At 69.4% G+C, this 13,871-nt stretch carries 13 protein-coding genes; 12 read left to right on the top strand and 1 reads right to left on the bottom strand.

What is annotated here, in order from left to right; genetic code table 11:
• Window positions 1–41 precede the first annotated feature (41 nt).
• From uppS to lpxB, 11 genes are read left to right on the top strand one after another with little or no spacing between them, the layout of a single operon-like run.
• Window positions 42–821 carry a polyprenyl diphosphate synthase gene (uppS, locus tag PMI01_RS24705; protein WP_007676088.1) on the top strand — a complete coding sequence of 260 codons (780 nt, stop codon included), beginning with the start codon at window positions 42–44 and terminating at the stop codon, window positions 819–821.
• Window positions 799–1,647, top strand: a complete 849-nt coding sequence (locus PMI01_RS24700) for a phosphatidate cytidylyltransferase (RefSeq protein WP_007676085.1) — start codon at window positions 799–801, stop codon at window positions 1,645–1,647. Before uppS ends, PMI01_RS24700 begins: the two co-directional genes overlap by 23 nt.
• Window positions 1,635–2,834 carry a 1-deoxy-D-xylulose-5-phosphate reductoisomerase gene (locus tag PMI01_RS24695; RefSeq protein WP_007676082.1) on the top strand — a complete coding sequence of 400 codons (1,200 nt, stop codon included), beginning with the start codon at window positions 1,635–1,637 and terminating at the stop codon, window positions 2,832–2,834. The genes PMI01_RS24700 and PMI01_RS24695 overlap by 13 nt, the downstream gene beginning before the upstream one ends.
• A 19-nt stretch (window positions 2,835–2,853) precedes the next feature.
• The gene (rseP, locus tag PMI01_RS24690) at window positions 2,854–4,341 is read left to right on the top strand and encodes an RIP metalloprotease RseP (protein ID WP_007676079.1); all 1,488 of its coding nucleotides are present in this window, start codon (window positions 2,854–2,856) and stop codon (window positions 4,339–4,341) included.
• A 17-nt stretch (window positions 4,342–4,358) separates the two neighbouring features.
• Window positions 4,359–6,722 (top strand): outer membrane protein assembly factor BamA, encoded by a 2,364-nt coding sequence (gene bamA / locus PMI01_RS24685; protein ID WP_035038360.1) that lies wholly within the window; start codon window positions 4,359–4,361, stop codon window positions 6,720–6,722.
• A gap of 5 nt (window positions 6,723–6,727) precedes the next feature.
• Window positions 6,728–7,369, top strand: a complete 642-nt coding sequence (locus PMI01_RS24680) for an OmpH family outer membrane protein (protein WP_035038371.1) — start codon at window positions 6,728–6,730, stop codon at window positions 7,367–7,369.
• A 46-nt stretch (window positions 7,370–7,415) separates the two neighbouring features.
• A complete protein-coding gene (lpxD, locus tag PMI01_RS24675; protein ID WP_007676072.1) occupies window positions 7,416–8,432 on the top strand; it encodes a UDP-3-O-(3-hydroxymyristoyl)glucosamine N-acyltransferase in 1,017 nt (338 codons plus the stop codon).
• 1 nt (window position 8,433) lies between these two features.
• Window positions 8,434–8,925: a 3-hydroxyacyl-ACP dehydratase FabZ gene (gene fabZ, locus PMI01_RS24670; protein WP_007676070.1), complete on the top strand. Its 492-nt coding sequence runs from the start codon at window positions 8,434–8,436 to the stop codon at window positions 8,923–8,925.
• On the top strand, window positions 8,922–9,716 hold the full coding sequence (lpxA, locus tag PMI01_RS24665) for an acyl-ACP--UDP-N-acetylglucosamine O-acyltransferase (protein ID WP_007676069.1): 795 nt from the start codon (window positions 8,922–8,924) through the stop codon (window positions 9,714–9,716). The genes fabZ and lpxA overlap by 4 nt, the downstream gene beginning before the upstream one ends.
• 8 nt (window positions 9,717–9,724) lie before the next feature.
• Window positions 9,725–10,567, top strand: a complete 843-nt coding sequence (locus tag PMI01_RS24660) for a UDP-2,3-diacylglucosamine diphosphatase (RefSeq protein WP_007676067.1) — start codon at window positions 9,725–9,727, stop codon at window positions 10,565–10,567.
• A gap of 20 nt (window positions 10,568–10,587) precedes the next feature.
• Window positions 10,588–11,745 (top strand): lipid-A-disaccharide synthase, encoded by a 1,158-nt coding sequence (gene lpxB / locus PMI01_RS24655; RefSeq protein WP_035038368.1) that lies wholly within the window; start codon window positions 10,588–10,590, stop codon window positions 11,743–11,745.
• On the opposite strand, the gene PMI01_RS24650 is transcribed toward lpxB, so the two are convergent.
• Complete coding sequence (locus PMI01_RS24650) at window positions 11,742–13,496, bottom strand: ATP-binding protein (RefSeq protein ID WP_007676062.1); 1,755 nt, start codon at window positions 13,494–13,496, stop codon at window positions 11,742–11,744. The genes lpxB and PMI01_RS24650 overlap by 4 nt on opposite strands.
• 128 nt (window positions 13,497–13,624) lie before the next feature.
• On the opposite strand from PMI01_RS24650, the gene PMI01_RS24645 reads away from it, so the two are divergent.
• Window positions 13,625–13,871 (top strand): hypothetical protein (locus PMI01_RS24645; protein WP_007676054.1); only part of this gene is annotated, 247 nt, incomplete at its 3' end.

Raw genomic sequence — 13,871 nt, 5'->3', positions numbered from 1 at the left:
ATCGACCCGTTTTAGGGGGCGATGAGGGAAGGCTGAAGCGCATGGCGCCGACGACCGGCCTGCAGAACGTGTCGACGCGCGCCGGGGGCGCCAAGTCGGCCCGGCCTCTGCATGTGGCCATTATCATGGACGGCAACGGCCGTTGGGCGAAGCGGCGCAACCTGCCGCGCGTCCTGGGCCATCGCGCCGGCGTCAACGCGCTGAAGCGCACCGTCGAGGGCGCCGCCGCCCTGGGCGTGGGCGTGCTGACGGTGTTCGGCTTCTCGACCGAGAACTGGAGCCGTCCGCCGCAGGAAGTCTCCGAACTGATGGGCCTGCTGAAGGCCTATCTGGAATCCGATCTCGACCGCCTGGCCCGAGAGGGCGTGCGGGTGCGGATCATCGGCCGTCGCACGGGCCTGGCGCCCGACGTGCTGGACGTGATCGATCGCGCCGAGCGCCGCACCGCCCAGAACGACGCCTTCCTGCTGCAGGTGGCCTTCAACTATGGCGGCCGGGCCGACATCGTCGACGCCGCCCGCGCCTTCGCCGAAGCGGTCGAGCGGGGCGAGGCCCGGGCCGCCGATCTGGACGAGGCGGTGTTCGAGCAGCGGCTGTCGACCGCCGACGCTCCGGCCCCGGACCTGATCGTCCGCACCAGCGGCGAACAGCGAATCTCGAATTTCCTGCTTTGGGAATGCGCCTACGCCGAACTCGTGTATCAGGACGTTCTGTGGCCGGACTATGGGCCCGAACACCTGGCCGCCGCGCTGACGGAATATCGAAGCCGCGACCGTCGCTATGGAGGCATTGCCGTCGATGACGTCGCCGTCGCCGGCTAAGCGTTTCAACTGGGGGAACCTGCGGATCCGTGTCGCCTCGGCCACGGTGCTGGTGCCGACCGTCGTGGCCGCCGTCTGGTTCGGGGACGTCTGGTTCCTGGCCCTGATCCTGGTGGGCGTGGCCCTGCTGGCCCGCGAATGGGCCGAGATGAGCGCCAAGCGTTCGGCGCTGGGCGTGGCCCTGGCCATCGGCGCCGCCGTGGCGATCTCGGTGATCGTCGCCTTCCGCGGCCACTACTACATCACCTGGCCGGTCGTGGTCGTCGGCGCCGTGGCCGCCGCCCTGATGGCGCGGGGCGCGCTCGAGCGCCGGGCCGACGCGGCCTATGGCGTGATCTACATCGCCCCGGCGGTGATCGCGATGATCTGGCTGCGCCGGATGGACGCCGGCCTGAGCTGGACCCTGCTGCTGTTCACGGTCACCTGGTTCGCCGACATCTTCGCCTTCGTGGTCGGCAGCATCCTGAAGGGCCCCAAGCTGTGGCCGCTCTATTCGCCCAACAAGACCTGGTCGGGCTTCTTCGGCGGACTGGTCGCCGCGTCGCTGGGCGCGATCGGCATCGTGGCCCTGTCCTTCGCCCTGCCGGCCCTGCCGGACCTGCATCTGGCCTGGCCCGTCGCCGCCGCCGTCGGCCTGCTGGGCGGTTTGGCCACCATGATGGGCGACCTGTGGGAATCGATGCTCAAGCGCCGGTTCGGCGTGAAGGATTCCGGTGACCTGATTCCCGGCCACGGCGGTATGCTGGACCGGGTCGACGGCCTGATGTTCGCGGCGATCGTCGTGGCCGGGGCGCGGCTGCTCGACCAGTGGGGATGGTTGCCTTGACCCAGAACCGCAAGGTCGTGGTGCTGGGCTCGACAGGCTCGATCGGCGTGTCGACCCTGGACCTCTTCGAGCAGGCCGGCGTGGCCGTCGAGATCCTGGCCCTGACGGCTGGGCGCAACGTCGCCAAGCTGGCCGAACAGGCCCTGCGCTGGCGGCCCCGGGTGGCGGTCATCGACGACGAGACCGGCCTGCCGGAGCTGCGCGAGCGCCTGGCGGGCTCGGGAATCGAGGCCCGGGCCGGCGCGGCGGCGGTGACCGAGGCCGCGGCCATGGGCGCCGACTGGGTGATGTCGGCCATCGTCGGCGCGGCGGGCCTGGCGCCCACCCTGGCGGCCGCCCGCACCGGCGCGGTCATCGCCCTGGCCAACAAGGAAAGCCTGGTCTGCGCCGGGCCGGCCCTGCTGCGCATCGCACGCGAGGCCGGCGGCTCGGTGATTCCCGTCGATTCCGAGCATTCGGCGATCTTCCAGGTCTTGCAGCGCGATTGTATCGACCGGGTATCGCGCCTGATCCTGACGGCCTCCGGCGGCCCGTTCCGCACCTGGGACAAGGCCGCCATGGCCCTGGCCACGCCGGAGCAGGCGGTCGCCCACCCCAACTGGTCGATGGGCGCCAAGATTTCGGTCGATTCCGCGACGATGATGAACAAGGGCCTCGAGATGATCGAGGCCTCCTACCTGTTCGACACCCCGCAAGAGCGCATCGACGTCGTGATCCACCCGCAGTCCGTGATCCACAGCCTGGTCGAATATACCGACGGCTCGACCCTGGCCCAGATGGGCCCGCCGGACATGCGCAGCCCGATCTCCTGCGCCTTCTCCTGGCCCCAGCGCCTGTCGTGGCCCGCCCAGCGCCTGGACCTGGCCGCCTATGGCCAGCTGACCTTCGAGGAACCGGACCTGGACCGCTTCCCGTCCATCGCCATCGCCCGCGAGGCCCTGCGCCTGGGCGGCGGCGCGCCGGCGGCGATGAACGCCGCCAACGAGGTGGCCGTCGCGGCCTTCCTTGACCGCCAGATCGGCTTTCTGGATATTGCCGGCGCGGTGGCGGGGACACTTGAACGCATGAACGGGCTGGGAAACCTCGCCGACAACGACGCCGACGCGCTCGACAGCGCGATGATGACCGACGCCAGCGCTCGCCGCATTGCGGCCGAGGTTGTCGGTCAAGTTCGCCGCTCAAACTGAAGACGAGAAGAAATCCGACATGCTCGGCTTCATCCAGTCCGCCGCGACCTACCTGATCGCCTTTCCGCTGGTGATCCTGCTGGTCGTGACCGTGCACGAGCTCGGCCACTTCTGGGCGGCCAAGGCCTGCGGCGTGGCGATCGACCGATTCTCCATCGGCTTCGGCAAGCCGATCGCCAAGTGGCGCGACAAGGCCGGCGTCCAGTGGCAACTGGGCTGGCTGCCCCTGGGCGGCTATGTGCGCTTCTCGGGCGACGAGAACGTGGCCAGCGTGCCCGACCAGGACGACCTGAAGGCCCTGCGCGCCGAGATCGAGCGCATCGAGGGCAAGGACGCCGTCGCCCGCTACTTCCATTTCAAGCCGCTGTGGCAGCGCGCCTTCGTGGTGGTCGCCGGGCCGGCGGCCAATTTCATCCTGGCGATCGCGCTGTTCGCCGTGTTGGCCGGGGTGTTTGGCGAGGTGGTTCGACGGCCGATCGTCAGCGGCCTGGACGCCGCCGGCCCGGCCGCGGCGGCCGGCTTCCGCCAGGGCGACATCATCCTGTCGACCGACGGCCGCAAGCTGAAGAGCTTCGACGACCTGGACCGCTACGTGATGCTGCGCAGCGACGTGCCGATCCGGTTCGAGGTGCGTCGGGGAACCGAAGAGCTCAACCTGACGGCTACGCCCGTGCTGGCCGACATCTCCGACGGCCTGGGTGGAACTCAGAAGGGCGGGGTCCTGGGCTTTGGCCTTCCGGCCGTGGTCGGCGAGGTGTCGCCGGGCAGCGCGGCCGCCGCCGCCGGCTTCCAGCGCGGCGACGTGATCCAGCGCGCCGACGAGACCCAGATCGCCAGCTTCGAGGACCTGATCGCCTATGTGAAGAAGCGCGGCGCCCAGTCCATCCGCTTCGATGTCTATCGTGGCGGAGAGACGATCCAACTCGTGGCCACCCCGACCCTCGGCGAGGTTCCGGTCGCCAACGGCAAGACGGAGCGGCGGCCGATTCTGGGCCTGAGTCGGACCCTGCCGCGCCAGTATATCGAGCGTATCCGCTACAACCCGATCCAGGCGCTCGGCGTCGGCGTGACCCGCACCTGGGACGTCCTGGACACCACCGTCTATTATCTGGGCCGCATGATCCGCGGCCAGGTCTCGGCCGACCAGATCGGCGGGCCGCTGGGCATCGCCAAGACCTCGGGTCAGGTCGCCCAGGCCGGCGCCGCCAATGGCGGTACGAGCCTGCCCATGATGTTGCTGGGCGCGGGCGTCGCCCTGCTCAGCCTGGCGGCGTTCCTCTCCGTCAGCGTCGGCTTCATGAATCTTCTCCCCATCCCGGTTCTGGACGGCGGGCACCTGCTGTTCTACGCCTACGAGGCGGTCGCCCAGCGGCCGTTGGGGGCGCGGTTGCAAGCCGCCGGTTACAGGGTTGGTCTTGCGCTGCTGCTGGGTTTCATGTTGTTCGCGACCTGGAATGATCTGCAGCGCTTGAGCGTGTTTAAATTCTTCGGCGGTCTGTTCTCTTGAGCGGTCGCCTTCCGTCCATGATTGGTCCCATGAACAAAATTCGCGCCCATAGCGCCGCGTTCGCCACCGGCGTTGCGCTTCTTCTCGGTTCCACGGCGCTGACCGCGCCGCAGGCCGCCTTCGCCCAGGCCCAGACGGGCGTGGTCCAGCGCATCGTGGTGCAGGGCAACGAACGGATCGAGCAAGGGACCGTGCTGTCCTACCTGCCGATCCAGCCCGGCGAGACGGTCGATCCGGCCCGCCTCGACCTGGCGCTGAAGACCCTGGCCCGCACCGACCTGTTCGCCGACGTCAAGATTGAATTGGTGGGCGGCGACCTGGTCGTCAAGGTCGTCGAGAACCCGATCATCAACCAGGTGGTCTTCGAGGGGAACTCGGCGCTCAAGGAAGACAAGCTGAAGGACGAGGTCCAGATCCGTCCGCGCGGCATCTTCACGCGCTCGAAGGTGCAGGCCGACGTCCAGCGGATCATCGAACTCTACCGCCGCTCGGGCCGCATCTCGGCGACCGTGACCCCCAAGGTGGTCGAACTGCCGCAGAAGCGCGTCGACCTGGTGTTCGAGATCAACGAGGGCCCCAAGAGCGGCGTGCTCGGCGTCAACTTCCTGGGCAACAGCGAGTTCTCGGACAACGACCTGCGCGACGTGATCGTGACCAAGGAGTCGCACTGGTACAAGTTCCTGACCAGCAACGACAACTACGACCCCGACCGGATCGAGTACGACCGCGAGCAGCTGCGCAAGCACTACCGCAACCGCGGCTTCTTCGACTTCCGCGTCGTGGCCTCGGTCGCCGAACTGGCCACCGACAAGAACGGCTTCGCGGTCACCTATACGATCGACGAGGGTCCCAAGTACAAGTTCGGCAAGGTCACCGTCGAAACCGAGCTGAAGAAGCTGGACGGCAACCTGCTGGCCCAGATCCTGCCGATCCGCACCGGCCAGCTCTATGAAGACGAACGCATCGAGCAGGCCACTGACGCCCTGACCTTCGCGGCGGGCGCGGCGGGCTTCGCCTTCGTGGACGTTCGCCCGCGCTATGTGCCCAACCGCGAGACCAACACCGTCGACGTGGTGTTCTCGGTCCGTGAAGGCCCGCGCGTCTATGTCGATCGCATCGATATTGTCGGCAACACCCGCACGCTCGACTATGTGCTGCGGCGTGAACTGGAAGTCGCCGAGGGCGACGCCTACAACCGCGTGCTGGTCGATCGCTCGAAGAACCGGATCCGCAGCCTTGGGTTCTTCAAGGACGTCAACATCGAGGAAATCCCCGGCGCCCAGCCCGACCGCACCGCCCTGCGGGTCAAGGTCGAGGAGCAGCCGACGGGCGAACTGTCGTTCAGCGCCGGCTACAGCTCGGTGGACAAGCTGGTGCTCGACGTCGGCATCACCGAGCGCAACTTCCGCGGCCGGGGCCAGAACCTGCGGGCCCGGGTCTCGGTCGGCTCGCTGCGCCAGCAGATCGACTTCGGCTTCACCGAGCCGCGCTTCCTGGGCCGCGACCTGCGCGCCGGTCTGGACCTCTATTCGTACCGCTACGACCTGAGCGACTACGCGTCCTACGACACCAAATCGACCGGCGGCACGCTGCGGCTCGGCTTCCCTCTGACCCAGAACGCCTCGATGAGCCTGCGCTATCAGCTTCGCCAGGACGAAGTCACCGTCGCCGACAGCCTGTGCTCGGGCACGACCCAGACGGTCTCCAGCATCCTCTGCCTGCAGCGCGGCGCCTACATGACCTCGCTGATCGGCTACGGCCTGCGTCTCGACAAGCGCAACGACCCGATCCAGCCGACGCGCGGCTGGTTCGCCGACCTGAACCAGGACCTGGCCGGGCTCGGCGGCGACGTGAAGTACCTGAAGACCGAGGCCGACGCGGGTTGGTACTGGGGCTTCAACAAGGACTTCATCTTCAGCGCCACCGGTTCGGCGGGCTATATCGAAGGTTGGGGCGGCGACGACATCCGCATCAACGACCGCTTCTACAAGGGCGGCACCTCGTTCCGGGGCTTCGAGATCGCCGGTATCGGCCCGCGCGACACCACCACCCAGAGCAACTCGCTGGGCGCCAAGCTCTACGCCATCGGTACGGTGGAGCTGACCGTTCCGACCTTCCTGCCCGACCAATACGGCATCAAGGCCGCGGTGTTCAGCGACTTCGGCACCGCCGGCCAGCTGGACGATGTCGATCGTCTGGGCGCCGACGGCCAACCCAACCTCGCCATCAAGGATGGCCTCGGCCTCCGGGCCTCGGCGGGGTTGAGTATCGACTGGAAATCGCCCATGGGTCCGATCCGGTTCGATTTCAGCCGCATTCTCGCTAAAGAAAACTACGACAGAACCGAAACCTTCCGGTTCTCCACCTCCACAAGGTTTTAATGAGCATGACCTCCAAGTTCTTCGCCGCGACCGCTTCGGGTCTGACGGCGCTTGCCATGGCGTCGAGCGCCTTCGCTCAGGCCGCCGCTCCCGCCGCGCCCGCGGCTCCCGCCGTCACGCACGGCGCGCCGATCGCCGGCGTCTGCATCTTCTCGAGCCAGCGCGCCGTCGCGACCTCGCAGGTCGGCAAGGCGGTCGATGCGCGCCTGAAGACCATCATCTCGCAGGTCAACGCCGAGCTGACGACCGAGCGCACCGCCCTGGACAACGAGGCCAAGGCCCTGGACGCCAAGAAGGCCACCCTGGACCAGAGCACCCTGGAACAGCAGGCTTCGGCTCTGCAGGTGCGCGCCAACGCCTGGCAGCGTAAGGGCCAGCTGCGCCAGCGCGAAGTCGAGGCCACCGAGCAGAAGCAACTGGCTCGCGTCTATCAGGAACTCGACCCGGCCATCCGCCAAGCTTATCAGGCCAAGACCTGCTCGGTCCTGATCGAGCGTGAATCGGTTCTGCTGGGCAACCCGGCCATGGACATCACCGACAGCGTGGTGGCCGCGGTCGACGCCCGCATCAAGACCCTGACCTTCGATCGCGAACGTCTGGACCAAGCGGCTCCGGCGGCCCAAGCTCTCCAGCCCAAGAAGCCGTAAGCGAGTCGGCCCGGACCTGACGTCCGGGCCGCTCCCGAGAGGACCCATGCCGGACCCACGCTTTTTCGAAGACCTGGGTCCGGCGAGCCTCGCGGAACTGGCCAGCCTGAGCGGCGCTCGGCTGGCCGACCCCGCCGTCGGCGACCATCATGCCTCGCATGTCGCGCCGCTCGAAAGCGCCGGCGCCGGCGCCGTGACCTTCCTGTCCGACCCCAAGCGCCTGCCTGACCTGGCGGGGCTGCGGGGCGGCGCCTGCTTTCTCAAGCCCGAACACGCGGCGGACGCGCCCGCCGGCTGCGCCTTGCTGCTGACCAGCCACCCGCAAGCCGCCTGGGCGGCCGCCGCCCAGCGCCTGCATGCGCCCCGGCGACATGAGGGCGTGCAGCACGTCCATCCCGACGCCGAGCTGGAAGAGGGCGTCATCCTGTCTCCCGGCGTCGTGGTCGGGCAGAGGGCCAGGATCGGTCGCGGGACCTATCTGGCCCCGGGCGTGGTCATCGGGCCGGGCGTCGCCATCGGTCGCGATTGCCGGATCGGGGCCAATGCGGTGATCGGGTTCGCCCTGATCGGCGATCGGGTGGCGATCCATGCCGGCGCGGTGATCGGCGAGGCGGGCTTCGGCGCGGCCGGCGGGCCGACCGGCGTCGTGGACCTGCCGCAGCTGGGGCGCGTCATCCTGCAGGACGGCGTGACGATCGGGGCCAACAGCTGCGTCGATCGCGGCGCCTTCGGGGATACGACGATCGGCGAGAACAGCAAGATCGACAATCTTGTCCATGTCGCTCACAACGTCCGGCTCGGTCGCAACTGCGTCGCCGCCGCCCATACGGGCATATCCGGCAGCACGGTGGTGGGCGATGGCGTCGCGTTCGGCGGCAAGGCCGGCGTGGCGGACCATCTGACGATCGGAGCGGGCGCCAGCATCGGCGCCGCCGCCTCGGTCTTCAAGGACGTTCCGGCCGGCGAAACATGGACTGGGTTTCCGGCGCGACCGCTCAAGCGGTGGCTCCGAGAGACCGCGTGGCTGTCGCGCAAGGCGGGCAGCCGGGAACCAAGGGGCTAGAATGAGCCAATCCAAAGTCGAAGAGCCCCACGCTAATGAGGCTCTGACGAACATCGACATCGCCGAGATCCTGAACAGGATCCCGCATCGCTATCCGTTCCTGCTGGTCGACCGGGCCGAGGCCTATCGGGCGCATCAGTCGATCGTCGGCATCAAGTGCGTGACGATCAATGAGCCGTTCTTCCAGGGCCATTTCCCGGGCAATCCGGTGATGCCCGGCGTGCTGATCATCGAGGCCCTGGCCCAGACCGGCGCGGTGCTGATGAGCAAGTCGCTCGAGGTCGCCACCGAGGGCAAGACCATCTTCTTCATGTCGGTCGACAACGCCCGCTTCCGCACGCCCGTGCGGCCCGGCGACGTGATCCGCATGGAGGTCGAGGTGACGCGCGCCCGCTCGAGCATCTTCAAGTTCAAGGGCGTGGCCAAGGTCGGCGACAAGGTGGCCGCCGAGGCCGAGTTCGCGGCCATGGTGGTGGAGACGCCGACCAAATGACCCAGATTCACCCGAGCGCCATCGTCTCCCCCGGCGCGCAGCTGGGCCAGGACGTCGAGATCGGCCCCTTCTGCACCGTGGGTCCCAAGGTCCGGCTGGGCGACGGCGTCCGTCTGGTCTCGCACGTGGTGGTCGACGGCGCGACGACGATCGGGGCCGGCACCCAGGTCTATCCGTTCGCCTTCCTCGGCGGCGCGCCCCAGCACCTGGCCCACAAGGGCGAGGACACCCGTCTGGTGATCGGCGAGCGCAACACCATCCGCGAGCACGTCACCATGCACACCGGCACGGTGGGCGGCGGCGGGGTGACGACGGTGGGGTCGGACAGCCTCTACATGGTCGGCGCCCACGTGGCCCACGACTGCGTGATCGGCGACCGGGTGACCTTCGCCAACAACGCCACCCTGGGCGGTCACGTGGTGATCGGCGACTTCGTGTTCATGGGCGGGCTTTCGGCCGTCCACCAGTTCACCCGCATCGGCCGCTATTCGTTCGTCGGCGGCGGTGGCGTGGTGACCAAGGACATCATCCCCTACGGCTCGGTCTGGGGCAACCACGCCCACCTCGAGGGTCTGAACCTAGTGGGCCTCAAGCGTCGGGGCTTCACGCGCGAGGCGATCAACGCCCTGCGCGCCGCCTATCGGCTGCTGTTCGCCGACGAAGGCACCTTCCAGGAGCGCCTGGACGACGTGGTCGAGGCCCATGCCGGCACGCCGGAGGTGATGGAGATCGTCGACTTCATCCGCGCCGAGGCCAACCGACCCCTGTGCCTTCCCGAGCGCGAGGTCTAGAGAGGGCCATGCGCAAGCTTGGTCTGATCGCCGGCGGGGGCTCCCTGCCGCTGGAACTGGCGGCCCATTGCGAGGCGGCCAACCGTCCGTTCGCGGTGATGCGCCTGCGCGCCTTCGCCGACCCGGCCCTGGCCCGCTATCCGGGCGTCGAGGTCGGGCTGGGGGAATTCGGCAAGGTGTTCAAGGCGCTGCGGGCCGAGGGCTGCGAAGCCGTGTGCTTCGCCGGCGTCGTCGATCGTCCCGACTTCGCGGCGATCAAGCCCGACCTGCGCGGCCTGACCGTGATCCCCGGCCTGATCAGCGCCGCGCGCAAGGGCGACGACGCCCTGTTGCGCCGGCTGCTGGCCGAGTTCGAGAAGGAAGGTTTCGCCGTCGAGGGCGCCCATGAGGTGCGCGGCGAGATGACCCTGCCGCGTGGCCCGCTGGGCCGTCATGCGCCCACGGACGATCACCGCGCCGACATGGACCGGGCCCTGACGGTGGCCCGGGCGATCGGCGCGCTGGACGTCGGCCAGGGGGCCGTGGTCTGCGACGGCCTGGTCCTGGCCGTCGAGGCCCAGGAGGGCACCGACGGCATGCTGCGCCGGGTGGCCGAGCTGCCCCAGGCGATCCGCGGCAACGCCGAGCGTCCGCGCGGCGTGCTGGCCAAGGCGCCCAAGCCGATCCAGCACACCAAGGTCGACCTGCCGACCATCGGCGTGGCCACCCTGCAGCGCGCGGCCCGGGCCGGCCTGGCCGGCGTGGTCGGCGAGGCGGGGCGGCTGCTGATCGTCGACCGCGAGCAGGTCATCGCCTGCGCCGACGACCTGGGCCTGTTCGTGTACGGGGTCGAACCGCGGGTCGAGGCGTGACCTCCGGGCCCCTGACGGTGATGCTGGTGGCCGCCGAGGCTTCCGGCGACGCCCTCGGGGCCGGTCTGGCCCGAGCCCTGCGCGCCCGGCTGGGGGCCGACAAGGTCCGCTTCGTCGGGGTCGGCGGCGCCAAGATGGCGCTGGAGGGCGTCCAGAGCCCCTTCGACATCGCCCAGCTGTCGATCCTGGGCATCGTGGAGAGCCTGAAGGCCTATCCCCGGGCCATGGCCCGCCTGAAGGACACCCTGGCCCTGGCGGCTCGGGAAAAGCCCGACGTGGCCGTGCTGATCGACTCCTGGGGCTTCAACATCCGCCTGGCCAAGGCGCTGCGGAAGCAGGATCCCGGCCTGCCGCTGGTCAAGTATGTCGCGCCCCAGGTCTGGGCCTATCGGGCCGGCCGCGCCAAGGACCTGGCCGGAGCCGTGGACCTGCTGCTGTCGATCCAGCCGATGGACCGGCCATTCTTCGACGCCGTGAACCTTCCCAGCGTGTTCGTCGGCAACTCGGCCCTGGCCCATGACTTCAGCCAGGCCGACCCCGCGCGTTTGCGCGCCGCGATCGGCGCCGGCCCCGGCGAGCCGATCCTGCTGGTCCTGCCCGGCAGCCGCCCCTCGGAGATCGAGCGGGTCATGCCGCCGTTCGAGGACGCCGTGCGCCGCCTGAAGGCCGAACGCCCGGATCTGCATGTCGTGGTGCCCGTCGCCTCGACCGTGGCCGACGCGGTCAAGGCCCGGGTCGCCGCCTGGCCGTTCCGCGCCCACCTCATCGAAGACGACGCCGCGAAGGACGACGCCATGACCGCCGGCACGGTCGCCCTGGCCTGCAGCGGTACGGTGACCACCGAACTGGCCCTGGCCGGCTGTCCCATGGTCGTCGGCTATCGCACCGGCGCGGTGACCTACTGGCTGCTGAAGCGGCTGTTCAAGCCGCGCTGGGTGACACTGTTCAACCTCGCCGCCGACGACACCGTCGCGCCGGAGCTGCTGCAGGACGCCTGCACGGGGGAGGCGCTGGCCGTCGAGGTCGCGCGGCGTCTGGACGACCCGGAGCTTCGCGTTCGGCAGACCGCCGCCCAGAACGCCGCCCTGATCCGCATGGGCCGGGGCATGCCCGACCCGTCCGAGGCCGCCGCGTCGGCCTTGCTGGACTTCCTCAAGGGGCGTGGACGCGCGGTCTAGACCGCCGGCATCCGCTGGTCGGCGACGCGCGTCAGGGCTCGGTCCAGGGCCAGGAACAGCGTCGCCACGTCGATCGGCTTGGCGACATGGTCGTCGAAGCCCTCGGCGAGCAGGTTCTGCACCTGATGGCTCATGGCGTTGGCCGTCAGGGCGATGATCGGCGTCCGGGCCCGACCCTCGGCGGCCTCGCGGCGGCGGATCTCCTGGGTGGCGGCGATGCCGTCCATCAGCGGCATGTGGACGTCCATCAGCACCAGGTCCCAGTCGCCGTCTCGCCAGGCCCCCACCGCCTGGGCGCCGTTGGCGACCACCACCGGCTCGATCCCGGCCTGGCCGAGAATGGCCCACAGCACCAGCTGGTTGACGTGGTTGTCCTCGGCGGCCAGCACCCGCAGCGGCGAGGACCGGGCCGCGGCGGGGTCGTCGAGCGGGGTCCTGGCCGGGGCGACGGGGGCGGCGCTCAGCCGGTCGGCGGGCAGGAAGACGGTGAAGGTCGAGCCGTGGTCGACCGCGCTGGCGACATCGATCGCGCCGCCCATCAGGCCGCACAGCTCGCGGCAGATCGCCAGGCCCAGACCGGTGCCGCCATGCCGCCGGGTGCTGGAGGCGTCCAACTGGCTGAACTTGCCGAACAGCCGGTCCAGATTGTCCGGCGCGACGCCGACCCCGGTGTCCGACACCGCGATCTCCAGCACGCCGTCGTTCAGCCGGGCCGAGAGGTCGACGCCGCCCTGCGGCGTGAACTTCACCGCGTTGGACAGCAGGTTGCCGATCACCTGCCGCAACCGCAGCGGATCGCCGTGATAGAGGCCGCGCGCCTCGGGGGCGATGGTCAGGGTGTAGCGAAGACCCTTCTCGACCGCGAGCACCGAGAAGGCGTGGTGGCAGCCGACCAGCAGTTCGGGCAGGTCGAAGGCGACGGTCTCGATCTCCAGCCGGCCGGCCTCGATCTTCGACAGGTCGAGCACGTCGTTGAGCACCGCGGTCAGGCCTTCGCCGGACTTGCGGACGATCTTCAGGCGCTCGCGCTGGATCTCGCTGAGCGGGTCGGCCTCCATCACCTGCAGCATGCCCAGAACGCCGTTCAGGGGCGTGCGGATCTCGTGGCTCATGGTGGCCAGGAAGGTGGTCTTGGCGGTGTTGGCGGCGGCGGCCTCGGCCTCCTTGTCGCGGGCGACGGCCAGGGCCGTCATCAGTCGCTGCTGCGCGGCGGCGCGGTGCAGGGCGGCGACCAGCACATAGGCCAGGAAGGCGGCGGCGGCGATGAAGGCCACCAGGGATTGGCCCAGCGTCTCCTCGGCCTGCGGGCGCAACAGGGCGGCGGCCGCCGCCAGCAGCACGGCGAGCAGGGAGGCGGAGCCGATCGGCCGTGAGATCGGGAATTCGGCGGTGCTGCTCAAGGCCACGGCCCCGAGCATGGCCGCGCCGGCCACGGCGGCGGCCCGGGCGCCGTCGACGGCCATGGCGAACGGCAGCAGGCAATAGACGCCGGTATAGACGAAGGTCACGCCGGCGATCAGCCACTCCTGCCGCCGGCTGGGCGCGGGCGTGCGATCGACCCAGCGGCCGAGCGTCAGGTTGAGGCCGATGAACGCGCAGATCGCCACCAGCCAGCCGATGATCAGGCGGGTGTCCAGCCACACCGCCGAGCCGGCCGCGGCCACCAGCGACATCGGCAGGATCGTCAGGACATCGCGGCGCCGATGGGCCGTGATGCCGGTCCAGGCCTGGGAGGGGTCGCGGATCGTCAAGCTGAACTCCGGAAGACCCCGGCAATGTCGGCCTCGGGCGTTAAGCAAGCCTTTAAGATACGCTTCATGGCTCTCCATTAGGTTGGAATCACTGGTGAAGTTCTCGTCGCCAGGTCTGGAGCCCTTGCGTGCCGATCTTTTCGATCGCCCCTCTGACGCCCCTGACGCCGAACACTCCGGTGAACCGGGGCGAGTCGAGCGCCGACGCGCTCGCGCGGGCCGCGATCGTCCAGACCGTCGAGACCCTGGGCGCGATGATCGGCCAGTCCCATTCCGAGGTCGCCAATCCCGCCGTCAAGGACGGGGTGGGGGAGGGCGAGCTGGACCGCGCCAATGTGGCCGAGGCCGCCCGCGCCGCCGCCAAGACCCTGATCG

It is taken from the genome of Caulobacter sp. AP07, assembly GCF_000281955.1.
Classification (GTDB): Bacteria; Pseudomonadota; Alphaproteobacteria; order Caulobacterales; family Caulobacteraceae; genus Caulobacter.
Note: the sequence above shows the minus strand (reverse complement) of the source record. Positions and strands in the feature narration are given on the sequence as shown.